Genomic DNA, 23,700 nt, shown 5'->3' with positions numbered 1-23,700 from the left:
TCACGCGTTGTTCGTGGCGGCCTTCAGCTTGCGTTCGAAGCGTTCCGGCTTCGGCCAGCGAACGTTGCGGACCCAGCCGAGCTTCTCGAACATCCAGATGACGCGTGCCGAGACGTCGATCTGGCCGCGACGGACGCCGTGGCGGGCGCACGTGGGATCGGCGTGGTGGGAGTTGTGCCAGGACTCGCCCATGGAGGCGATGGCCAGCGGCCAGAAGTTGGCCGACTTGTCCCGCGCCTCGTAGGGCCGGTCGCCGATCATGTGGCAGATCGAGTTGACCGACCACGTGACGTGGTGCAGCAGTGCCACCCGGACCAGGCTCGCCCAGAAGAACGCGGTCAGCGCACCCCACCAGGACATGGTGATCAGCCCACCGAGCACCGCGGGGGCCAGCAGCGTGACCACGGTCAGCACCGGGAAGAGCCGGTCGACGCGCTGGATGTCGCGGTCAGCGAGCAGATCGGGCGCGAACCGCTGCGCGTTGGTCTGCTCCCGTTCGAACATCCAGCCCATGTGGGCGTGCCAGAACCCCTTGACCAACGCCGCCGGGGTGGTGCCGAACCGCCACGGTGAGTGCGGGTCGCCTTCCTTGTCGGCGTAGGCGTGGTGACGGCGGTGGTCTGCCACCCATCCGACGACCGGGCCCTGCATGGCCATGCTGCCGACCACGGCGAGCGCGACGCGCAGACCGCGTTTGGCCTTGAACGCGCCATGGGTGAAGTAGCGGTGGAAACCGACGGTGACGCCGAGGCAGGTCAGCGTGTAGAACAACGCGGCGAGGCCGACGTCGACCCAGCCAAGCCCCCATCCCCACGCGAACGGCACGGCCGCGACCAGCGCGAGCAGCGGCACGATCGCGAACAGTCTGACCAGGTTGAGCTGGGTCCGGGACTTCTCACCGGCCAGCATCGGTTCCGGCCCTTCGTTCCGGCCTTCGGCAGGCCGTTCGAGCGTAGCGGTCATTGCACAACACCTCCGGTAACAGGGGCGACGTCACCGGGTCCTGGGCGACTCTGTGGAAAGATTTGACGGCCGGACTCCGGCTCAAACACCGGCGTGCCCGGTGGCGGCGTGGACGTCGACTGCGCGCAGCCCGTCCGGGTGCCGCTCGAGGGTGAACCTCACCAGGTCACCCGGCCCGACCCGGGACGAGCCCGCGAGTTGCGAGTGGTGCATGAAGACATCGGCGCCACCCGCGTCACGGGAGACGAAACCCGCGCGGGAGATGAACCCGAAGCCCCTGCTCGTGCTGAACCATTTCACGGTTCCGTGTGCCATGTGCTGCTCCTTGGCTGCTGGAAGACGGTGTCACGCGCTGTGACACCTCGGTCGGCGCGGACACGACTTCTCCAGCTTTGTCACAAGGTGGGAACACATGAGCCCGCAAGCTTTCTCTGCGAGCGTGCAAACCACGAACATGAGAATTTACGACCATTCCGTACAACGACCTTCCACCACCGTTTGTTCCCGGGCCGTGCTTGATGGCCGGCCAGGAAGGGGATGGGCCGTCGTGGGTGCCGGCCCTGCCGGTGGTGTTTCGCAGGTGTCACTCGGTGTGTTCGGTGAGGATGGCGTCGGCGTCGGCCGTGCCCTCGATGACTTCGCGAGCCATGTCCGACAGGCGGCGGTGGTGGTCGCGGGTGTAGCGGCGAAGCGCCGAGAACGCCTGTTCCGGGGTGAGGGTGCCGCTGTGCGCGGCGAGCATGCCCTTGGCCTGTTCGATGATGACGCGGCTGTTCAGCGCGGCCTGCAACTGCTCGGTGAGCACCTCGGCGTGGTCGATGGCGCGTTGTTGCAGGATGCCGATGGTGGCCACGTCGGCCAGCGCCTGCCCCAACTGTGTGGCCATCGGCGGCAGGCTGTCCGGACCGGTGTTGAGCAACGACAACGCACCGATCACCTCGCGGCGCAACCGCATCGGCAGGGCGTGGGTGGCGGCGAACCCGCAGGCGTCGGCCGCGGCCGCGTACCTCGGCCACCGGTTGGCGTCCGCCGCGAGGTCCGCGCTGAACACCGCCTTTCCCGTCCGCACGCACTCGACACACGGTCCACCGTCGGTGTCGACGGCGAACAACTCCAGCAACTCGGCCTTCTCCGACGAGGCGGCCGCCATGCGGACACCGCCGCGCTGGTCGACGAGCAACACCCCGGCGGCGTCCACGTCGAGCAGGTCCACGCAGTGGTCGGCGAGCAGATGCAGGAACTCGGTCAGGTCGAACTCGTCGACGATGGTGTCCGCGAGACCCACGAACGCGCGGGCGACGCGGTACTCCCGCAGCGCGGCCTGCCCTCCGGCGTCGGCGCCTGCTTCACCTACGACGTCGGCGAGACTGGGTGTCTGTCGTGGTTCACGTGCCATCGGGGGTCACTCTCCGTCGTCCAGCCGCAAACGGCGCTCGATGATGTCCTTCGCGACCTCGGCCAGGGTCCGCTGGTGGGCGAAGGCATGGCCACGAATGCGCAGCAGGGCCACTGCGAGACTAACCTTCAGATCCACCGCGACCATGCCCGTCGCCTGGTGGACTTCGGCCCTGATGTCGACCAGCCCGGGCAGCGCCGTCCCGTGCAGGTCGTGGAAGATCACGTCCGTCGCCACGTCCGCCAGGAGCAGGGCATCGACGAGCTGGGCCGAGGTCAGCGACCCGGCCAGGTCGCGGTGCAGTTCCAGCACGCCGAGCCGGACGGCACCCACCTGGAGGGGAAAGGAGAACACCGCTGCGGCACCGGCCGCGACCGCGTCGGCCGTGAAACCGGGCCAACGGGCGCCGTTGGCGGCCAGGTCGGCGACCAGCACCGGCCTGCCCTGTTCGAACGCCTCCGCGGACGGCCCGACCCCGGCCATGACCACCAGGTCGTCCAACCGCGCGGCGAGTGCGTCGCTGGCGTGCACGAGCCCGCCTTCCGTGCTGGTGGGGCTCAGCACCCGCACCCGGGCGCCGGTCACCGCCAGCTCCGTCACGCACAGGCCGCAGATCCTCCCCAGCATCGCCGACGTGGTGTCCCGCTGGGAGAGCAGCGTGCGCAGGTGCTCGCGCCGGTCCGCGCTCACCGCACCGCCTCCTCGACGCTCGCCCCGCCAACGCCGGGCATGTCAGCCACCCTATCCCGCTGAATGGGAAGGCTCGTCCGCAGAGCGCGACACGGCCGTTGGCGTACCTGATCGGAGCAGGAGTCCGTCGGTCGCGGGGCCTCGCGCCGCCGGCCGGGTGCCTGGATGCTCTCGGGGGGCGCGGACACCGAGCGCCCACGCGTCGTGGGGCGACGGGGTGGGCGGCGGCTGCCTTCTCGTCCAGGTCGATGCCCCGCCCCGGTGTCTCGTTGGGGCGCAACCAGTCGCGTTCGATCCGCAGCGTGCCGGGGAGGACCTCGTGCACGGTTCCGGGTGGACGTGCCTTCCTGGATGCCGAGGGCGTGGCTGGTGACGTCGAGGGCGACACCTGCCGCCGCGCCGGTCGGGGACACGTCGGCGGGCGCGTGCGCACCCAGGTCAGAGGGTGGCGCGACCCAGGCCGTACAGGCCGTCCTCGTTGGTGTCGACGCGCACCACGACCAGCGGCGAGCGGCCCGGCGCGGTGACGATCGCGCCGACACCGGTGATCCGCAGCCGGTCGCGGTGCGGCCAAGGCGGCACCACCGTGGGGAACGCGAGCGGTACGTCAGTCATGGCAGTGAGTCACGAGGTGCCCCACGGACTCATCACCACTCCTCCCGCACTGGTCTCGCACCCGGTGTTCGTCGTTCAGCTGGTCCAGACGACGGGGCTGTCGCTGTACTCGTCACCCTCGTCGAACTCCGCGGCCGTGATGGGTGGGCCCGTCGTGGCGCTGAGCGAGCAGGTCTCGTACGACGCGCCCTTGGTGGCGAACTCCTTGGGCGCGGTCTCGTTGTCGCACTTGCCGGGGATGTCACCGATCAGCACGACGCCAGTGCCGCCGCCGCCTTCCAGCACCCCGGACAGCGTCAGCGACGCGTACGACATGTCGGTGCCGCCCACGTTCTCCACCTTCATCTTGATGAAGTAGGGCGTCATTCCCTTCGCCTTCTCGCCGAAGGCGGCCATGTCGGCCTCGGTGCCCTTCTCGATCGCCGTGACGGTCACGGCGATGGTGCCCTTCTTCTCGCTCGTGTACTCGAACGGCAGGATGGCCTGCTCACCGACCCCGAGTTCGGTGCCCGGCGCGGTGACGTCTCCGTCGACCGGCGCACCACCGTCATCGCCGCTGTCGTCGCCGCTGTCGGCAGACGTGCTCTCGCTGTCCGACCCGGACTCGGACTCGGACGTGGTCGAAACCGACGACGGCGGCGAGTCCTGTGCCGCGGTCCCCTCCTCGTCACCGCCACAGGCCGAGAGACCCAGCCCGATGGTGGCCAGAGTGGCCGCGAACACCATACGTCCCTTGTGCACTACTACTACCTCACTGACAACCAGAGTTCGATTGGTTCAAGAAATGACCGGCGACATCGCCGGACACCCGAATCGACCACGCACGTCGCCGGGAAGGCGAACTGGCGGTCGAACGCGGCAGGCCAGCGACGAGAAGCCGTCGACGAGCCGCCAGGGTCGCAGCCTGGCACGTCCCGGAATACGACCGGCACACGTCGGGAATACGAGGACCGACGGCGGCCCCGTCACCAGATCCTTGCGCGCACCGTCGCCGCCTCGCCGGCCAGGCGACCGGCGGCGGCGTCATCGCCGGCGGCGGCGTGCAGCCGGGCGAGTTTGTCCAGCACACCGGCCAGCAGGTACGGGTAGTCGATGCTACGGGCCACGTCGGCCGCGTGCTCTCCCGCGCTGATCGCGGCCCGCAGCTCGTCGCGGCCGTGCAGGCGGACGTCGAGCAGGTCGGCGAGCACGCGGATCTCGAACATCGGGTCGTGGAGTGCCCGCGCGACCGCCACACCTTCCACGAGGAGGCGGCGTGCCTGCGCGTGGTCGCCTCGGGCCAGGTGAAGACAGCCCCAGGCGTGGGCCGTGTAGAACTCACCGGAGCGCCCCATGTCCTCGGCACTGGCGGTCAGCTCCGTGAACGCCTCCTCCGCGTCGGCGTCGCGGCCGAGTGCGAGCTGTGCCTGGCCGAGCCAGTACGTGCCGCGGACGATCAGTGTCCGGATGCCCTGCTTCCGCGCACCGGCGACGATCTCCCTGAAGACCTCCGCCGCGACACCCGGCCGCCCCGCCTGCAGTTGGGCGAGCCCGACCTGCGAGTACGCGTGCAGCGCCGCCGCGTCCTGCCCGCTGACGTCGAGCCGTTCGTACGCCTCGCCGCCCGCCGCGATCGCCTCCGTCAGTCGTCCGTTGGGCACGAGGAAGAACGGCGCGTTGCTCAGCGCCTCCAGGTAGCCCCGCCGGTCCCCGATCCGCTCGAACAGGCGCATGGCCTCGGTGTTGGCCTCCTCGGCAGGGCCGTACCGGCGCCGGGTGTAGCGCAGTCCGGCCATCGAGATGAGCAACCTGGCCTGGCCCCGCACGTTCCCCGCGGCCCTGGCCAGGGCCATCGCCGTGTCGTGGCACTCCTGCCAGTCGTCGAAGTACCGCTCCGTCTCGAACAGCAACTGCCCGCCGACGGCGAGCTCCCAGCAGAGTTCGTCGCGGCCCAGCTCCGCCGCCTGCCGCACGCCTGCCACCAGCGCGACCCGCTCCGAGTCCAGCACCGACATCGGCGAGACGGAAGGTGGCAGGCTCGCCGCCACCCGCTCCGGCCGCCAGCGCGAAGCGTCCTGCTGGAACATGTTCTGGCCCATGTGGTCGCGGTCGGCGATGTCGGTGAGGGCGAGTAGAGCACTGAGGACACGGACGACCGCGTCGTGCCGGTCCGCCACCGGCTCCTCCGCCTCCGCGCGTTCCCGCGCGTACGCGCGGGTCAGGTCGTGGAAGCCGTAACGTGCCTGGCCGTTCGGCGTTCCGGTGACGCCGAGCAGGTGGACGTCGACCAGCTCGTCGAGGAGCTCCTGCGCCGCGCGCAGTTCGGTGTCGAGCACGGCGGCCGCCGCCCAGAGCGGGAAGTCCGGCGCCTCGAGGAGCCCGAGGAGGCGGAACAGACGGCGTGCCCTCGGCCCGAGCCCTTCGTAGCTCAGGCCGAAACTGGCGCGTACCTCGAGGTCGCGGTAGCGCAGCGCGTCCAGCCGGTGGTGTTCGTCCGCCAGTCGCAAAACGAGGTCGGCGAGGCGCCAGTGCGGTCGCGACACCAGCAGCGAACCGGCGATCCGCAGCGCGAGCGGCAGCCGCGCGCACAGCAGCACCAGGGCGGACAGCTCCGCGTGCGTCGCCGAGGTCAACCGGTCGTCCGTGCTGTTGCGCAGCAGGGCGAGGCTGTCGGCCTCGGACATCTCGCCGAGTTCGATGCGGCACGCGCCGCCGAGACCGCCCAGCCGCACCCGGCCGGTGACGATCACCCCGCACGTCCCGCTCGCCGGCATCAACGGCGCCAGCTGCTCCTCGTCGAGCGCGTCGTCGAGCACCACGAGGACCCGGCGTTCCGCGAGGATGCCCCGGTAGAGGTCCGTCCGCTCCTCCGGATCGTCCGGCACCGCGGTGGCGGGCACCCCAAGCGCACGAAGGAAACGGCCGAGCACGGTGGCCGGATCGACCGGCTGGGCACGTGCACCCGCCAGCGCGACGAACAGCTGCCCGTCGGGGTAGGCGGACCTGAGGCGGTGCGCGGCCTGCACCGCGAGCGCGGTCTTGCCGGTCCCGCCGGGGCCAGAGATCGTGACGACCGCGGCGGGCTCGTCGCGGTCGCGGTCCTCGCGGAGAACCGCCTCGATCTCCGCCAGCTCGACCTGCTGCCCGGTGAAGTCACCGAGTGCGGGGGGCAGCATCCAGGGCCGGGCGGTCCCGGCGTCGTCGGCGCCACGGTGTTCCCGCGGCGCGGCCGCGGCCGCCGGGTCGAGTGCGGGGTCCTCGCCGAGGATGGCATGGTGCAGGTCACGCAGCTTCTGCCCGGGGTCCAGCCCGGTCTCCTCGACCAGGACGTCGCGGGCCTGGAGGTAGGCCCGCAGCGCGTCCGTGCGCCTGCCACAGCGGTACAGCGCGAGCATGAGCTGGGCCCACAGCTGCTCGCGGAACGGGTGTTCCCTGGTCAGCGCGGTCAGCTCGCCGAGAAGCTCGCCGTGCCGGGATAGGCGCAGGTCGACGTCGATACGCTCTTCGAGTACGCAGAGCCGCAGCTCGTCAAGGCGTGCGGCCTCCGCGGCCAGCACGGACAGGTCGGCGATCCCGGCGTACGCGGGCCCCCGCCAGAGCGCGAGGGCCTCGTCGAAGAGGCGGCGCGACTGCTCGAGCTCCCCGCCCACCAGTGCCGTGCGGGCCATGGCCGCCAGATCCTCGAACCGCGCCACGTCCAGCTCGTCCCGGCCGGCACGCAACAGGTAGCCGGAGCCCTCCCAGGTGATACGCCCCGGAGCCCCCAGGCTCTGCCGGAGCCGGTGCACGTAGGTCTGCACGTTCTTGGCCGCGCTCTTCGGCTGTTCCTCGCCCCAGATCGCCTCCGCGAGGGCGTCGCCGGAGACCGGTCTGCCCAGCCTGCACAGCAACACCGCAAGGAGCACCCGTCCTTTAGGCGTGCCCAACTCCAGCGATTCGCCCGCCTGCCACGCGGACAGCGGGCCAAGTACCCCGAACTCCACAACCGCCCCTCACGCCACTGGGACGCCACCCTAACGGCAGCCCACTCGTACCGCCTGCGGGAAGGTCGTCGTGGCGGCACTCGACCACGATGTGGAACACGCCGCTGTGTCCGGCCCCGCCGAGGTCAGTTCACGCGCTCGTACCTGGGGTCCGCCGCGGGCAGCGGCAGGACCTCCTGGCCTTCCAGGATCTTGCTCACCGCGCCGAACCAGGTGCGGGCCGGGGTCTTGCCACCGAACATGTTCCCGGAGTCGCCGTCGGTCGCTCTGACGTTGCCGGGGCCGCCGTCGACGAGCCCGCCGTATGGCCGGTCGGGGCGGAACACCATGGCCGCCCCGGCGAGCTGGGGTGTCCCGCCGACGAACGCGGCCGAGCCGTTGTGCTGGGTGGTTCCGGTCTTGCCGATCATCGGCCGGTTCCAGCCGACCCCCTGTGCCGCGGCGTGGGCGGTGCCACCGGGAAGGTCGTCCTTGCTCATGCCGACCGCGAGGGTGTTGGCGAGGCCTTCCGGCACGGCCTGCTCACACTGCTCCTCCTGCAGGGGGCGCGGCTTGCCGTCGCGGTCGGTGATCTCGCCGATCGGGGTCGGTGGGCACCAGACACCGCCGCTGAGGATCGTGGCGGCCACGTTCGCCAGCTCCAACCCGCTGGTCGGGCTCACGCCGAGGGTGAAGGAACCCTTGCCGGGCGAGTTCTCGCTCGGCCCGAAGAACTCCAGCTGGCTCTGCCTGGCCTCGGCCGATTCGGCGTCGGGGTCGGGCGCTCCTCCGGTCGCGGCGTTGGACGCCATGGTCTTGCGCATCCCCAGCCTGTTGGCCATGTCGAGGACGGCACGCATGCCCGCCTGTTCCTCGAGGATGACGAACGCCGTGTTCGGCGAGGTCTGCAACGCGGTCTGCAGTGTCATCGAACCGCTGCCGCCCTCACTGGCGTTCGTGACGCAGTAGGCCCGCGTGCCCCTGGCGACGGTCGGGCACTGCTCGCCGCCGCCGACGAACACGTCGGAAACGTGCCTGCTCGGCGACTGCACGGTGTCGTGGATCCCGGCGACCCCGCGTTCCATCGCCGCCGCCGCGGTGAACACCTTGTAGCTCGACCCGGTGCCCGTGACGTTGGAGATGGCGGACGGCAGGGCGAACTCGGTCTGTCCCGCCGCGGCGTCCGGCCCGTAGTCCCGGTTGGCGGCCAGCGCCACCACCTCGTGCCGGTCCTTGCCCGGTTTCACCAGGGACAGCGTGTTGGCGACGTTCTCCTCCGTCTTGTCCACCTGCTGCTCGGCGGACTCCTTGGCGGCGTGGTTGGCCACGGGGTCCATCGTGGTGCGGATCGTGTAGCCGCCGGTGTAGAGGTCGTCCTTCTTCATGCCGTGCTCGAGCAGGTAGTCCTCGACGTACTGGCAGAAGAAGCCGTTCTCCGGCCCGGCGCCCACGCAGTTCGCCGCCGGCTTGTCCGGGCCGTCGGGCAGCACGCCGAGCGGCTCGTCCTTGACCCGCTCCGCGTCCTCTTCGGACAGTTTGCGGTTCTCCACCATCTTGTCGATCACGAAGTCGCGCCGTTCGAGGGCCCGCTCCGGGTGGCTCCACGGGTCGTAGATGGACGGGTTGTTCGCCATACCGGCCAGCAGCGCGCCCTGTGCGACCGTGAGCTTGTCCGGCGTGGTGCCGAAGTAGGAACGGGCGGCCGCGCCGACGCCGTAGACCTGGCGCGAGAACTCGACGACGTTGAGGTAGCCGACGAGGATCTCGTCCTTGCTCATCGTGGTCTCGAGCTGGATCGCGATCCGTGCCTCCGCGAGCTTGCGGGTGATGCTCGTCTCCTGCGCGCGTTGCTGCCCGGCCTTGTCGTTCCGGTAGATGACGTTGATCAGGTAGTTCTTGACGTACTGCTGGGTCAGCGTCGAGGCACCCTGGGTGTCGCCACCGGAGGTGTTGTTGAGCGCGGCACGCACGGTGCCCTTCCAGTCGACACCGTGGTGCTCGTAGAAGCGGCGGTCCTCGACCGAGATCAGCGCCCACTTCATCGCGTCGGAGATCTCCTCCGCCGCGGTCGGGATGCGGTACTGGTCGTACAGGGTCGCGACCGGGTCGCCGTTCCGGTCGGTGATGGTCGTCACCAGCGGCGGCGGTTCGTCGGCGAGCTCGGCCGACAACGACTCGACCGTCTCACTGGCCTCGTTCGTGACCACCCCCGCGAGCGCGACGACCGGGAGCAACGTTCCCGCGACGAGCGCCCCCGCGAGCAGGCAAAGACCCAATATCCTGAACAGACTCCCCCTTGTACGCACGCGGCCAGGGTACCCACGCCCCTGTTAGAACAAGGTGACCCACACCCCCGCCACCCCAAGACGAGAGCCACAGCACACCCAACCCCAAACCCCGCGAGTCCCCCGTTCGGAACCCGCGAGTCCCCGGTTCAGAACCCGCGAGTTCCCCGTTCAGAACCCGCGAGTTCCCCGTTCGGGACCGGCGAGTTGACGGTTCGGGACCGGCGAGTTGACGGTTCGGGCACTGACGCAGTCCATCGCGACCGCCAGCTCGGGGGATCCCGAACGGGAGACTCACCGGTCCTGAACGGGAGACTCGCGAGTCCCGAACGGGAGACTCGCGAGTCCCGAACGGGAGACTCGCGAGTTCTGAACGGGAGACTCGCGAGTTCTGAACGGGAGACTCGCGGGTTCTGAACGGGGGACTCGCGGGTTTGGGTGGGGGCTTGCGGGAGGTGCGTGCTGTGTGGGGCCTGGTTTAGTTTGTGAACAGGGTTCGTACGGCCTTTCGGTTGATCTTGCCTACGCTGGTCAGTGGGACCGCGTCCAGTACGACCACCTCGCGCGGGTACTTGTACCTCGCCATCCGCGCCCTGGCGAACTCGACCAGATCGGCACCGGTCGCCTCCTGCCCCGGCGCGAGCTGGACGGCCGCGACCACCTCCTCGCCGCGTTCCTGGTCCGGCTTGCCAACGCACGCGGCCACCTGGACGGCCGGGTGCTCGAGCAGCACGTCCTCGACGTCGCGCGGGTAGACGTTGAACCCACCCCGGATGATCAGGTCCTTCATCCGGTCCACGACGTGGAGGAAACCGTCGTCGTCGAGTCTGCCGAGGTCGCCGGTGTGCAGCCAGCCGTCGCGCACGGTCCGCGCGGTCAGCTCCCGGTCGCGCCAGTAACCGAGCATCACCCCAGGACCCCGCACGCAGATCTCGCCATCCTCGCCGGCGGGCACCGGGTTCCCGTCCGGGTCGAGGATGGCGACCTCGGCGTGCGGCAACGGTTTGCCGACGCTGCCCGGCCGGTGGTCGGTGACCGTCTCCACCGAGATCACCGCGCTGGCCTCCGTACAGCCGTAACCCTCAAGGACGGTCACGCCGAACACCTCCTCCACCTTCTCCCGCACCGGGGGCGGCAGCGTCGCGCCGCCGGAACCGAACGACCGCAGCGACGACAGGTCGTACTCGGCGAGCGGCTGGGCGAGCAGCAGTTGGAGCATGGCGGGGACGACCGGGCTCGTCTCCAGCCGGTGCTCGGCGACGAGCGTCAACCAGCCGACCGGCTCGAACCAGCGCTGCAGCACCGAGACCGGTCTGCGGTCGGAGTGCAGGGCGCCGATGGTGACGATCAGGCCGTAGGCGTGCGAGAGCGGCAGCGGCAGCAACGACCGGGTCGTGTCCGCGGTCCTGGCGGCCACCGACAGACCGTGGCCGGACTCCCACAGACCGCGGTGGCCGAGCATCACGCCCTTGGCGCGGCCGGTCGTGCCGCCGGTGTAGAGCAGTGCCGCGAGGTCGTCGTCGGCGCGCGGCTCGATCGCGCCCGGTTCGCCGCCCTCCAGGTCGGCGAACGGTGTGGTGCCCGCCGGTGCGTCACCGACCACGAACGTGGTGACACCCAGCCCTTCCGCCGCGCCGCCGAACAGGCCGGCCAGCTCCGCGCTGATGATCGCGGCCGTCGCCCCGGAGTCGGTCAGGATGTGCCGGAGCTCCGGCGCGGTCTGCAGGAAGATCACCGGTGTCACCACCGCACCCGCCCGCCAGATGGCCCGGTAGGAGACGAACACCTCGGGGGTGTTCATCATCATCACGACCACCCGGTCGCCCGGCGCCACGCCGTGTGCGCGCAGGCCACCGGCGACCCTCACCGACCGTTCGTGGATCTCCCCCGAGGTCAGCCACCTGCCCTCGAAGAACAGCGACTCGTAGTCGCCGAGTCGTTCGAAGGCCCGCTCCGCCAGGACGGCGAGGTTGTGCTCACCAGGGCCGGTCACCGGGTCACCGCCAGCCGTGCGACCTCGTCGTGGGCGGACACGTCGTCGCCGAGGAGGAACCGGTCCACCTTGGCCCTGCGCCAGTACAGGTGCGCGTCGTGTTCCCAGGTGAACCCGATGCCGCCGTGCACCTGGATCACCGTCTCCGCGGCGTGCTCCAGCGTGGTGGCCGCGGCGGCCTTCGCGGCGGCCGAGGCCAATGGCAGCTCGTCCGGCGCGTGGTCGGCGGCCCAGGCCGCCCACCAGACCAGTGAGCGAAGCTGCTCCACCTCGACGTAGGTGTCGACGAGCAGGTGCTTGACCGCCTGGTAGGAGCCGATCGCACGGCCGAAGGCGTGCCGCTGCTTCGCGTACTCCACGCCGAGTTCCAGTACGCGGGACGCGGCACCGAGGCCCTCGGCGGCGAGGATCGTCCTGCCGACACGCTCGCCCAGCAGCCACAGCTCGGACGCGTCCGGCACCAGCTCCTCGATCTCCCCCACGGTGACGTCGCCGAGGCCGCGGGTCGGGTCGATCGGCTCCCGCACCGTGACGGTGCCCGGTCCGCGGACCAGGGCGCCGTCGCGCAGCGCCAGGAACGTGTCGGCGCCGACGGCGTCCAGGACGGGTCCGCTGTCGACGACGGCGACCGACAGCTCGCCGCGAGCGAGGTCGGCCAGGCGGGAGTCGCCGGCCAGCAGCACGGCCGCCCGCGCGAAGCTCACCAGCGACGGGCCCGCGAGCAGGCGCCCGGCCTGTTCCGCGACCACGGCGAGGTCGAGGACGTTGCCGCCGCCCCCGCCTGCCTGTTCGGGGATCGTGATGGTCGCGAAGCCGCTCTTGACCAGCTCCGCCCGCCCCGGTGCGACACCGGCTCCCTCGTCCAGCATCGCCCTGGCCGCGGCCGGGGAGGCGGAGGCCGACAGGAAGTCCCGGGCGGCGTCGGCAAGGTCCCGGTGTTCCTGGTCGAGGTCGAAGTTCACGGCATGGTCCTCTCCGTGACGCTCTCCTTGAACGGAACGCCCTTGTCGGCGCGGGGCTCGGCAGGAAGTCCGAGGACGCGCTCGCCGATGATGTTGCGCAGCACCTGGTCGGTGCCGCCCGCGATGGCCATGCCGGGGAGCCCGGCCTGCAGGTCGTGCCAGAAGCCACCCCCCACACGGGCGTCGTCGCCGAGCACCCGCACCGCGAGGTCGGCCAGGTCGCGCGCCGACCGGGTACCGGACAGCTTCCCGGCCGACGCCTCCGGACCGGGCAGCTCGCCCCGGCTCACCTTCGAAAGCTGGCGGTAGCCGGTGTAGCGGGCGCCGAGCGCGGCGACGTAGGCCCGGCCCAGCTGCTGCCGGACCAGCGCCTGCCGGTCGGGCGAGAGCGCGTCGAGGTGCGCGGCGACGTGCCGGGCCACCGTCTCCGCCCTGGGGCCGATCTCGGTGCCACCGCCGCCCAGCGAGAGCCGCTCGCTCATCAGGGTCGTCAGCGCCACGCGCCAGCCGTCGCCGACGTCACCGAGTCGTTCGGCGTCGGGGATCACCACGTCGTCGAAGAAGACCTCGTTGAAGTCCGCGCCGCCGCTCATCTGCCGCAGCGGCCGCACGGTGACGCCCGGTGCCGCCATGTCGACCACGAACATCGTCAGCCCTCGGTGCTTGGGCACGTCCGGGTCGGTCCTGGTGAGCAGGATGCCGTAGTCGGCGAGGTGGGCGCGGGTGGTCCACACCTTCTGCCCGTCGACCAGCCAGTCGCCGTCACCGGTGCGGACGGCCCTGGTGCGCAGCGCGGCCAGGTCACTGCCCGCGGCGGGCTCGCTGAACAGCTGGCACCAGATGTCGTCGGCGCGGAGCAGCCGCCTGAGGTAGCGCCGCTTCTGGTCGTCGCTGCCGTGCCCGATCACGGTCGGGCCGCACATGCCGATGCCGATGAGGTTGATCAGACCGGGCAGGTCGAGCCGGGCCATCTCCTGGTCGATGATCGCCTGCCGCATCGGCGTGCCGCCGCGGCCACCCATCTCGACCGGCCAGGTGACACCGACGAAACCGGCGTCGTACAGGGTGGCCTGCCACGCCCTGGCGGCCTCGGTGTCCCTGTCGCCGCCCTCCTCGCGGTGCTGTTCGAGGAACGCGCGCACCTGTGCGCGCCAGGCGGCTTCTTCCAGCGTGTCGTCGAAGTCCATGCTCAGTTCCTGGTCAAGGTGATCGGCAGGCCGTCCTTGGGGAACGGCAGGGAGTGGTTGTCCATCGGCGGTGCGTACCCGGGAGCCACGGCCCAGTGGTAGTCGCGCAGCAGCCGGTGCGTGATCGCCTTGACCTCCAGGCCCGCGAAGTTCATCCCGATGCACTTGTGCACGCCGCCGCCGAAGGGCACCCACGCGAACCGGTGCGACCTGTCCTCGCGGCGCTGCGGTGCGAACCGGTCCGGGTCGAACACCTCCGGATCCGTCCAGTGTTCCGCCATGAGGTGGGTGAACTGGATGCCCAGCGCGACACCGGTGTCCGCGGGGATGCGCACGCCCTGGACGGCGGTGTCCTTGACCGTGTGGCGGACCAGCACCGGGACGGGCGCACGCAGCCGGAGTGCCTCCCGCATCACCAGGTCGAGGGAAACCATGCCTTCCAGCTCGGTGATCGACGGGGCGGGTCCGATGGCGAGCGCCTCGGCGCGGCAGCGTTCCTGCCAGACCGGGTGCTGGCCTAGGTACTGCAGCATCGTGGTGGTGGTGATGGTCGAGGTGTCGTGCGCCGCCATCATCAGGAACACCATGTGGTTGATGACGTCGTCGTCGGTGAAACGGTCGCCGTCGTCGGTCTCGATGTGGCAGAGCACGGAGAAGATGTCGTCGGTCTGGTGCGCGCGCTTGGCGGGCAGGTAGTGGCGCAGGAAGCTCCCCAGCACCGCGCGGCCGCGGTAGGCCCGTCCCCACCGGGTGAAGGGCACCTTCGCCCTGACGATTCCCGCCGCGGCCTGGACGCAGGCGATGAAGGCCCTGTTGACCCGGTCCATCTCGGCCTGGCCGGTGTCGTGGGCGCCGCCCATGAACAGGTCGGCGGCGATGTCCAGCGTCAGCTGCTTCAGCCGCCAGTACGCCGGGAACTCCTTGTCCGCCTCCCAGGACGCCATGCCCTGTTCGATGGCCGGGTGGAGCCTGCGGGTGTATGCCTCGAGCCGGGGCCGGGTGAAGGCCTCCTGCATGATCCGCCGGTGTCCTCTGTGCTCGTCGAAGTCGATGAGCATGAGGCCGCGGTGGAAGAAGGGGCCGACGAGCTGCGCCCAGGCCGGCTCGTTGGCGAACGCCTTGTCCTTGTTCTGCAGTGCCTCGCCGCAGGCGTCGGGGCCGAGCAGCATCGCCGCGGTCTTGTTGAGTGTCCGGAAGGGAGCGACCGGACCGTAGCGCTCCCAGTGACGCCGGTAGAGCCCGACCGGATCCTTGGCGTACTCGAGGACCTGGCCGATGAAGGGCAGCCCCCGGTCGTCGCGGCGCAGGGCCGGCAGCGGGCGTGGTTCGAGGGTTTCGGCCGTCATTGGCTCACCTCGCGCTGGTGTGGCAACGGTCACACCAAGCCTGATTCAGGAAGAGCGTCCTGTCAACCTTTGGCCGCGGGGCCCGTGTGGCATCGTTGGCACCATGGCCGTGCAGTCAGGGGTCTACCGGGGCGTCAGCGCCGCGCAGCGTGCCGCCGCGCGCAGGACCCGGCTGCTCGCTGCCGGGCTCGCGGTGTGGGCGGACCAGGACACCCGGACCACGATGACCGCCGTCTGCGCCGAGGCCGGCCTGTCCGAGCGCTACTTCTACGAGAGCTTCTCCGGCCTGGACGCGCTGCTCGAGGCGGTGATGAACGAGATAGCCGCCGAGATCGAGGAGACCAGCAGGCGTGCCGCCGAGCAGGCGGGCACCGACCCGGAGGCGCGGGTACGCGCGTCGATCCACGCGTTCGTGCGGCTGCTGCTCGACGACCCCAGGAAGGGCCGGGTCGCGATCGTGGAGTCCGTGGCCGTCCCGAAGCTGCGCCGTCGCCGGACCGAGCTGCTGCGCCACCTCGCCCACCAGTCGGCGGTCGAGGCACGCGAACGGCTCGGCTCGTCCGGCCGCAGCGAGAACGAGGACGAGACCGCGGGCCTGCTGTTCATCGGCGGCATGGCCGAGCTGGTGACCGCGTGGCTGGACGGCACCCACAAGGCATCCGCCGACGAGATCGTCGACGCGGCGTCGCGTGCGCTCCTCGGCCTCTACCGCTGACCACCGATCCGGTCAGGACGACGCGGCGTCGTCCTCGTAGACGTCGGGAACGCCGTCGGCGTCGGTGTCCCGCTCCTCCTCGGCGCACAGCCGCCGGTAGACACCGTTCCTGATGCGCAGGACCACCGCGGCGAGCAGGGCGGCGATCACCGAACCGAACAGGACACCGATCTTGACGTTGTCGTCCTGTGGCGTGCCGGTGCCGAACGCGAGCTCGCCGATGAGCAGCGACACGGTGAACCCGATCCCGCCCAACAGCGCGACGCCCAGCACGTCCCACCAGCTCAACCCGTCCGCGAGCCGGGCCTTGGTGAACCGCTGCACGAGATAGGTGGCCCCGAAGATCCCGACCACCTTGCCGAGGACGAGCCCGAGGATCACCCCCAAGGTCACGGCATGGCCAAGCGACTCCCCCAGCCCGGCCCCCGCACCCGTCACCGAGACACCGGCCGCGAAGAACGCGAACGCGGGCACCGCGAAGCCCGCCGACAACGGTCGCCACCGGTGTTCGAAGTGCTCGGCCAGCCCGGGTCCCTCACCTGGCGCCTGCCGGACCACCGGCACCGCGAAGCCGAGCAGCACACCGGCCACGGTGGCGTGCACCCCCGACTCGTGCACCAGCACCCACACCAGCACGGCGAGCGGCAGCAGCAGCCACCACGACCTGATCCGGCGCTGAACCAGCCATGCGAACATCGCGAGCGGCACCAGCGCGAGAAGCAGCGGCACGACCGACAGCTGGTCGGTGTACACGAGCGCGATCACCAGGATCGCGAGCAGGTCGTCGACCACGGCGAGCGTGAGCAGGAACGTCCGCAGCGCCGCTGGCAGGCTGGTGCCGATGACCGCGAGGACGGCCAGCGCGAACGCGATGTCCGTCGCGGTCGGGATGGCCCACCCGTCCGCCGCCCCCGGCGAGCCCGCCGTGACCAGCAGGTACACCAGTGCGGGCACCACCATGCCACCCACCGCCGCCGTGACCGGCAACGCCGCACGACGCATCTCCCGCAGGTCGCCCGCGACGAACTCGCGTTTGAGCTCCAGCCCCGCGACGAAGAAGAAGATCGCCAGCAGGCCGTCCGCGGCCCACTGCGCCAATGTCAGGTCCAGGTGCAGCGCGGCAGGCCCCACCCGCAGCTGGGTCAGCGCCTCGTAGGACTCACGCCACGGCGTGTTCGCCCACACCAGCGCCGCGACCGCACCGATGGCGAGCAACATCCCGCCGACCGTCTCGGTGCGCAGCACCTCCCCGATCCGTCGCGCCTCGAGCCAGCTTCCCCGGCTGAACAGACGCTGATCTTGTGAACGTGGGGCGTGGGACATCGCTCTCCAGTAGCCGTCGGTGGAATACACGCCGACCAGACTTCCCGGCACACCGCTGCCAAACCTACGCGACAGCAGGTCGTCGCGCAGTCCAGGGTGATGTGTCTCGCCCCGCTCGCCGTCGGCGGCGTCAGGTCTTGAGCCCGAGCACGAACGCGAACCGGTCGGCGAAGACGAGCTCGCCAGGCTGGTTGCGCGAGCGCATCTCCGCGAGCCCGGCCGCAAGTTGCTCATCGTCGAAAGTGGACAGTACCGACATCCACCTGCGCGCGACCAGGTCCGCGTAGTGCTCCGAGTCCACCCGGACGGTGAACGCGTCGTAGTCGAGCACGGTGTCCAGACCCGCGTCCCGCATCGCGGACACGATGTCCGCCGGCTCGGGCTGGTGCTCGGCGAACCGGTCGAGCGCGGCGGTGAACAGCGGGTACTCCAGGCGTGGCGGCAGCGTGACGACCAGCATCCTGCCGCCGGTGTCCAGCATTCCCGCCAGCCCGGCCAAGGTCTTGGCGAGGTCGGTGAAGTGGTGGACGGTCTCCTTGATCACGATCGCGTCGAGCTTCCGGTAGGGAAGCTCGACCGCGCCGGAGGCCATCTCCTCCGCCGAGGCGCACACCGGGACGAGACGGGGATCGTCCGGCAGCCGGTCGAGCATCGCCTGGGACGGATCCACGCACACGATCGGGTTGTCCTCGTTCACCTGCCGCACCAGTGAACGGAGGAAGAGACCGGTGCCCGCACCGATGTCGGCCACCCGGTCGCCCGGCCCGATACGGAGGCGGTCGAACACCAACTGGTTCATCCAGGCCACATAGTCAGGGCGATGGCCCCACGTGTCGTCGTACCTGCCCGCCAAGCGCTCGTAGTGCCCAGCCAGGTCACGGATCACCAAGGCTCTCCCCTTCGCCGCGTTCGGGCGGGCCGCATCCCGGCAGGACATCGGCTCCCCCAGGTCCTCCACTACAGATCATCTTCACCGGACATCCACCGAACCAACCTGACGACTATATGACGATCCGCGCCAGGATGACGAGACTCTTTGTCCACAGTGGACTGAAGCGGACCGCGCACCGACAAAGACGCAGCGCCGCGTGCCAGCGCCATCAAGGTTTTCAGAAATCTCTGAAGGTTCAGAACTGAGGCGCGCAGGCGGCACGCGGGCATGCACGAGCGCCCGGGCCCAGGACGGTGTCGCGCCGCGGTCCGGCGACTGGAGACGATCGCGGACAGGTCCCAGTGTCCCGCGCCGGACACTGGCTGGCACTCAGCTCACGTTGACCTCCCGTTCCCGGAACGCGAGCAGGCCACCCACGGCCAGGGCGGCGGCCAGCGCGGTGAGCACCAGAAGCGGCACGATGTCGAGGTCGTCGACCGGCAGCTGGGGGATGTGGCCGAACGGGGAGAGGTTGTTCATCCAGTTGGGAAACTGGAGGATCTGGCCGAGGTAGCCGACCAGGAACGCGTACAGCGGCACGATCCACGCCAGTGCCGCGGCGCGGGGGGCCAGCCCCACCAGGACGACCACGACACCGGCGGTGACCCACAGCGCGGGCAGGTAGGCCAGCGCCGCGCCGACCAGGTTCCCGACCATGGCGCCCTCGCCCGTGGACGACGCACCGGACAGGCCGATCCCGAGGCCCGCGGCGAGCAGCATCACGACCGAGCCGATCAGGACCACCACGAGGTGGCTGCCGAGCCAGCGCACCCGGGACAGGGCGGTGGCCAGCACCGGCTCGGCACGGCCCGCGCTTTCCTCCGCCCTGGGGCGCAGCGCGGCCATGACCACGTACACCGACGCGATGATCGCCATGATCACCATCACCATCGACGCGAACGACTCCGCGACCGACGCACCGCCGATCTCGGCGATCATGTCCTGGAACACCTCGATGCCGGCGAGCATGTCCTCGGCCTCGCCGAGGATCGAGCCGTACATGACCCCCAGCAGCAGCATCGCGACGCCGAAGCCGAACATCAGGCCGCGGTGCAGGCGCAGTGCGAACCCGAGCGGGTTGGCGAGCGCGTTCGACGCGGTCGCCGGGCCGGGCCGGGGTTGCCGGAGCCCGGCGCCGACGTCGCGCCGGACGCTGAGCCAGAAGGCGACCCAGACGAGCACGGCCGCCAGCGCCAGGGCGAGCAGCAGCGGCCACCACCTGTTCTCCATGAACGCCCACGTCCGCTGGGCCCAGCCGATCGGCGACAACCACGACAGCCCGTTCTCGCCGACGTCGCCCGCGGCGCGCAGGAAGTAGGCGACACCGACGACCGCGAGCGCCAGGCCCGATGCACCGCGGGAATGCTCGGTGACCTGCACGGTCACCGCGGCCGCCGCGGCGAACACCAGCCCGACCGCGGCGTGCGCCGCGCCGTACAACAGCGCACCGCTCCACGGGATGCCTGCCTTGCCGAGCCCGCCGAGACCCGCTGCGATCAGCAGTGCCAGCACCACGTTGGCCGCGACTACCACGGCGAGTGCGGCGACCAGGTGGGCGTGCCTGCCCACGACGTTGGCGCGGACCAGTTCCGCGCGGCCGGTCTCCTCCTCGGTCCTGGTGTGCCGGACCAGCGTCAGCACGCTCATCAGGCCGACCATGATCGCCATGAAGCCGAGCATCTGGTGGCTCATCATCGCGCCGAGCGTGTAGTCGTCCAGGTAGTGCGCGGGCCCGGTCATCGCGAGCCCCGCGGGCGAGCTCATCGTCTCGGCGGCCTTGGCGCGGTCGGCGTCGTCACCGTAGAGGTCCTGGAAGCTCTGCGCGGTGGCGACGGTGGTGAGGGTGAGGGCGGCGAGCCACACCGGCAGGCGCACCCGCTCCCGCCGCAGGATGAACCGCACGAGGGTCCCCGTGCCGGTGAGCGTGCCGCCCGCGCTGTGCGTGGCGACCGTGGTGGGAGTGGCCGTCGCGGTCATCGGGCGCTCCCGGCGGTGGACGTGGCGAGGTCTTCGCCGTAGTGGCGCATGAACAGCTGCTCGAGTGTCGGCGGCTGGCTGATCAGCGCACGGATGCCGAGGCTGTGCAGGTAGCCGATCACCGCGTCCAGGTGCTCGGTGTCCACGTCGAACCGGATCTGCCCGTTCTGGACCGACGTCTGGTGCACGCCGGGCAGTTCCGCGAGCCGGTCGGCGGGGCGCGTGGTCTCGGCGCTGACCGTGGTGCGGGTGAGGTGCCGCAGCTCCGACAGTGACCCGGACTCCACGATGTGGCCGAGGCGGATGATCGACACCCGGTCGCACAGGGCCTCGACCTGCGCGAGGATGTGGCTGGACAGCAACACCGTGCGGCCTGCGGCCTTCAGCTCCCGCACGCACTCGGCGAAGACGGCTTCCATCAACGGGTCGAGCCCTGCGGTCGGTTCGTCGAGGACCAGCAGGTCCACGTCGGAGGCCAGCGCGGCGACGATGGCGACCTTCTGCCGGTTGCCCTTGGAGTAGGTGCGGCCCTTCTTCGTCGGGTCCAGGTCGAACCGCTCGCACAGCGCGTCCCGGCGCTTGCGGTCGAACCCGCCGCGCAGCCGGGCGAACAGGTCGATGGCCTCCCCGCCGGTGAGGTTGGGCCACAGGTTGACATCACCGGCCACATAGGACAGTCGGCGGTGCAGCGCGACCGCGTCCCGCCACGGGTCCCCGCCGAGTACCGAAGCGGTGCCCGCGTCCGGGCGCAGCAGGCCGAGCAGGACGCGGATCGCGGTCGACTTACCCGCCCCGTTCGGGCCGAGGAAACCGTGCACCTCCCCGGTCCGCACGGTCAGGTCGAGCTGGTCGAGGGCCTTGGTCGAACCGAACGACTTGTCCAGTCCCGACACCGCGATGGCGGCGTCGGCCGGAACGGGCATGGCAGCAGGCATGGGACGTCCTCGTTGACGGGCGCACCGGCGAGCCCGGTGCGCGAAGGGGTGTGCGAACCGCCGCCCGGGAGCGGCACCGGGCGGCAAGCCGACGAGAATGAGAAGGCGGGGTGCGTCTACCGCACCGGCGGATCCGAGTCCGCGCGGCGCGCACCCGCGTGCGACGACGACAGGCGGCCAGCACCAGCCAGGGGCACTCCCCCGGCGGCCACATCCGAACCCGTCATACCTTCACAAGCTACAGCAAATTCACAAATCTCTGACGTTAAGAACGCGCAAAGATCTTCGTCTGTCCGGTGCCGACTCCTTAGTCTCGGTCCGGCGATCATCGGCGATCCGTCTCGTCCGCCGACGTGAAGGAGTCCCGGTCATCAGTCCTCGAGCAGCCGCGCCAGCGCGTCACGGGGTGATCGCGTGACCGGGCGGAGAAGTCCGGGTGCGGAGCGGTGGCGGCACCCGGCCCAGGTGGTGGCCGCGGGCTTCGCCACGGCGATCGCCGTGGGCACACTGCTGTTGTCGTTGCCGATCGCGACGGAGTCCGGCGACCGCACCGGCCTCGTGGACGCCCTGTTCACCGCCACGTCGGCGGTGTGCGTGACCGGGCTGGTCACGGTGGACACCGGCAGCCACTGGTCGGCCTTCGGCGAGGTGGTCGTCCTCGGGCTGATCCAGGTGGGCGGGCTTGGCATCATGACGCTCGCCGCTCTGTTCACGGTGCTGGTGGCCCGGCGCCTGGGCCTGCGGCGGCGCATGCTGGCGCAGGCCGAGACCAAGACCATCGGGTTGACCGGCATCGGCGGGCTGGTGCGGAACATCGTCCTGTTCAGCCTGGTCAGCGAGGCGGTCGTGGCCGTGGTCCTGACCCTGCGGTTCGCGACGGGCTACGGAAGGCCGTGGGGCGAGGCGCTCTACCACGGGGTCTTCCACGCGATCTCCGCGTTCAACAACGCCGGTTTCTCCCTGAACCGCAACAGCTTGATGGACTACGTCACCGACCCGTTGGTGAGCGTGACCGTCGCTGCCGCGGTGATCGTGGGTGGGCTGGGCTTCCCGGTGGTGTTCGAGCTCCTCCGCGGCTGGCGGCACCCCGCGCGGTGGTCCGTGCTGACCCGGATCACCCTCGTGCTGACCGTCGCGCTGCTGGTCATCGGCACGGTGGCGACCGTACTGCTCGAGCGGTCCAACCCCGGCACCCTGGGGCCGCTGTCCGGGCCAGGCAAGCTCCTCGCCGGGTTCTTCCACTCGACGATGACCCGCACCGCGGGCTTCAACAGCATCGACACCGCGGCCATGCGACCGGAAAGCCTGTTCACCACCGACCTGCTGATGTTCATCGGCGGCGGCACCGGCGGCACCGCGGGCGGGATCAAGGTGACCACGTTCGGGTTGCTTGCGTTCGTGATCTGGTCGGAGATGCGGGGCCACACCAGGGTCAACGTGGGACACCGCCAGGTGCCGGAGAGCAACCAGCGCCAGGCCCTCGCCGTCGTGCTGCTGGGCATCGGCGCGGTCTCACTGTCGGTGCTGCTGATGCTGGCGATGACCCGGCACTCGCTCGACCTCGTGCTGTTCGAGGTCGTGTCCGCGTTCGGCACGGTCGGCCTGTCCGCCGGCATCACCGCGGACCTGCCGCCCGCGGCGAAGCTCCTGCTCGGGGTGCTGATGTTCCTCGGCCGGGTCGGACCGCTGACCCTCGCCTCGGCGCTGGCCCTGCGTCAGCGGACCCGCCGTTTCGAACTCCCGGAGGAAAGGACGATCGTTGGCTGACTTCAAGGACGAGACCGTCGTGGTCATCGGGCTCGGCCGCTTCGGCGGCGCACTGGCCATGGAGCTGTCCAGCCTCGGCACCAACGTTCTCGCGATCGACAACGATCGCAAGATCGTACAGAGCTTCGCAGGCGAGCTGCCGCACGTGGTCACGGCCGACACCACCGACGTCGACGCGCTCCGCCAGCTCGGCGTGCCCGACGTCCACCGGGTCGTGGTCGCGATCGGCACCGACATCGAGGCCAGCATCATGACCACCTCGTTGCTGGTCGACCTGAACGTCCCGGACATCTGGGCCAAGGCGATCAGCCGCCAGCACGGCACCATCCTGCAGCGCGTCGGGGCCCACCATGTCGTGCTCCCCGAACACGACATGGGCGAACGGGTCGCGCACCTGCTCACCGGGCGCATGCTCGACTACGTCGAGGTCGACGCCGACTACGCGATGGCCAAGACCAAGCCACCGCACGACATGGTCGGCATCCCCCTGCACGAGTCCCGCCTGCGCGCCAGGTACGGGGTGACGATCGTATCGGTCAAGAAGGAAACCGACGGGCCGGACGCCGCGTTCGGCTATGCCACCCCGGACACCGTGCTGATGTACGGCGACCTCATCCTCGTCGTCGGCGCCATCAGGGACGTCGAACGCTTCGCCAACGCCAACTGACCGCGCA

19 protein-coding genes are annotated in these 23,700 nt (G+C 70.5%); 3 read left to right on the top strand and 16 right to left on the bottom strand.

The features are described 5' to 3' along the window. The 12 genes from ACFPCV_RS30200 to ACFPCV_RS30145 form a co-directional block, all read right to left on the bottom strand. Positions 1 to 963, bottom strand: a complete 963-nt coding sequence (locus ACFPCV_RS30200) for an acyl-CoA desaturase (protein ID WP_378059818.1) — start codon at positions 961 to 963, stop codon at positions 1 to 3. Positions 964 to 1,044: 81 nt separating this feature from the next. Next, complete coding sequence (locus tag ACFPCV_RS30195) at positions 1,045 to 1,278, bottom strand: cold-shock protein (RefSeq protein ID WP_378059816.1); 234 nt, start codon at positions 1,276 to 1,278, stop codon at positions 1,045 to 1,047. Positions 1,279 to 1,546: 268 nt separating this feature from the next. After that, positions 1,547 to 2,359 (bottom strand): GAF and ANTAR domain-containing protein, encoded by an 813-nt coding sequence (locus ACFPCV_RS30190; protein WP_378059815.1) that lies wholly within the window; start codon positions 2,357 to 2,359, stop codon positions 1,547 to 1,549. A gap of 6 nt (positions 2,360 to 2,365) precedes the next feature. Further along, positions 2,366 to 3,049, bottom strand: coding sequence for a GAF and ANTAR domain-containing protein (locus ACFPCV_RS30185; RefSeq protein WP_378059813.1), 684 nt, complete (start codon positions 3,047 to 3,049; stop codon positions 2,366 to 2,368). 438 nt (positions 3,050 to 3,487) lie between these two features. Beyond that, the gene (locus ACFPCV_RS30180; protein WP_378059811.1) at positions 3,488 to 3,664 is read right to left on the bottom strand and encodes a hypothetical protein; all 177 of its coding nucleotides are present in this window, start codon (positions 3,662 to 3,664) and stop codon (positions 3,488 to 3,490) included. A gap of 75 nt (positions 3,665 to 3,739) precedes the next feature. After that, the gene (locus tag ACFPCV_RS30175; RefSeq protein ID WP_378059810.1) at positions 3,740 to 4,405 is read right to left on the bottom strand and encodes a hypothetical protein; all 666 of its coding nucleotides are present in this window, start codon (positions 4,403 to 4,405) and stop codon (positions 3,740 to 3,742) included. Positions 4,406 to 4,629: 224 nt separating this feature from the next. Further along, positions 4,630 to 7,626: an AfsR/SARP family transcriptional regulator gene (locus tag ACFPCV_RS30170; protein WP_378059809.1), complete on the bottom strand. Its 2,997-nt coding sequence runs from the start codon at positions 7,624 to 7,626 to the stop codon at positions 4,630 to 4,632. A 125-nt stretch (positions 7,627 to 7,751) separates the two neighbouring features. Next, positions 7,752 to 9,911, bottom strand: a complete 2,160-nt coding sequence (locus ACFPCV_RS30165) for a transglycosylase domain-containing protein (protein ID WP_378059808.1) — start codon at positions 9,909 to 9,911, stop codon at positions 7,752 to 7,754. Positions 9,912 to 10,368: 457 nt separating this feature from the next. Next, a complete protein-coding gene (locus tag ACFPCV_RS30160) occupies positions 10,369 to 11,883 on the bottom strand; it encodes a class I adenylate-forming enzyme family protein (RefSeq protein ID WP_378059807.1) in 1,515 nt (504 codons plus the stop codon). Continuing rightward, positions 11,880 to 12,845: an acyl-CoA dehydrogenase family protein gene (locus tag ACFPCV_RS30155; RefSeq protein WP_378059806.1), complete on the bottom strand. Its 966-nt coding sequence runs from the start codon at positions 12,843 to 12,845 to the stop codon at positions 11,880 to 11,882. Before ACFPCV_RS30155 ends, ACFPCV_RS30160 begins: the two co-directional genes overlap by 4 nt. Then, positions 12,842 to 14,032, bottom strand: coding sequence for an acyl-CoA dehydrogenase family protein (locus ACFPCV_RS30150; RefSeq protein WP_378059804.1), 1,191 nt, complete (start codon positions 14,030 to 14,032; stop codon positions 12,842 to 12,844). Before ACFPCV_RS30150 ends, ACFPCV_RS30155 begins: the two co-directional genes overlap by 4 nt. 2 nt (positions 14,033 to 14,034) lie before the next feature. Beyond that, complete coding sequence (locus tag ACFPCV_RS30145) at positions 14,035 to 15,378, bottom strand: cytochrome P450 (protein WP_378059803.1); 1,344 nt, start codon at positions 15,376 to 15,378, stop codon at positions 14,035 to 14,037. Between the two features lie 103 nt (positions 15,379 to 15,481). On the opposite strand from ACFPCV_RS30145, the gene ACFPCV_RS30140 reads away from it, so the two are divergent. Continuing rightward, positions 15,482 to 16,093, top strand: a complete 612-nt coding sequence (locus ACFPCV_RS30140) for a TetR/AcrR family transcriptional regulator (RefSeq protein ID WP_378059801.1) — start codon at positions 15,482 to 15,484, stop codon at positions 16,091 to 16,093. Positions 16,094 to 16,105: 12 nt separating this feature from the next. On the opposite strand, the gene nhaA is transcribed toward ACFPCV_RS30140, so the two are convergent. The 4 genes from nhaA to ACFPCV_RS30120 form a co-directional block, all read right to left on the bottom strand. Continuing rightward, positions 16,106 to 17,416: a Na+/H+ antiporter NhaA gene (nhaA, locus tag ACFPCV_RS30135; protein WP_378059800.1), complete on the bottom strand. Its 1,311-nt coding sequence runs from the start codon at positions 17,414 to 17,416 to the stop codon at positions 16,106 to 16,108. Between the two features lie 130 nt (positions 17,417 to 17,546). Next, positions 17,547 to 18,302, bottom strand: coding sequence for a class I SAM-dependent methyltransferase (locus ACFPCV_RS30130; protein ID WP_378059799.1), 756 nt, complete (start codon positions 18,300 to 18,302; stop codon positions 17,547 to 17,549). A 375-nt stretch (positions 18,303 to 18,677) separates the two neighbouring features. Continuing rightward, a complete protein-coding gene (locus tag ACFPCV_RS30125; protein WP_378059797.1) occupies positions 18,678 to 20,324 on the bottom strand; it encodes an ABC transporter permease in 1,647 nt (548 codons plus the stop codon). Continuing rightward, on the bottom strand, positions 20,321 to 21,259 hold the full coding sequence (locus ACFPCV_RS30120) for an ABC transporter ATP-binding protein (protein ID WP_378059796.1): 939 nt from the start codon (positions 21,257 to 21,259) through the stop codon (positions 20,321 to 20,323). Before ACFPCV_RS30120 ends, ACFPCV_RS30125 begins: the two co-directional genes overlap by 4 nt. A 414-nt stretch (positions 21,260 to 21,673) precedes the next feature. Between ACFPCV_RS30120 and ACFPCV_RS30115 the strand changes: the two genes are divergently transcribed. Together ACFPCV_RS30115 and ACFPCV_RS30110 are read left to right on the top strand one after the other, a co-directional pair. Then, a complete protein-coding gene (locus ACFPCV_RS30115) occupies positions 21,674 to 23,026 on the top strand; it encodes a TrkH family potassium uptake protein (RefSeq protein ID WP_378059794.1) in 1,353 nt (450 codons plus the stop codon). Beyond that, a complete protein-coding gene (locus ACFPCV_RS30110; protein WP_378059793.1) occupies positions 23,019 to 23,693 on the top strand; it encodes a potassium channel family protein in 675 nt (224 codons plus the stop codon). The genes ACFPCV_RS30115 and ACFPCV_RS30110 overlap by 8 nt, the downstream gene beginning before the upstream one ends. Positions 23,694 to 23,700: the final 7 nt, after the last annotated feature.

This window comes from Actinophytocola glycyrrhizae, assembly GCF_042653545.1.
Lineage (GTDB): Bacteria > Actinomycetota > Actinomycetes > Mycobacteriales > Pseudonocardiaceae > Actinophytocola > Actinophytocola glycyrrhizae.
This window is presented reverse-complemented; position numbering and strand designations above follow the sequence as displayed.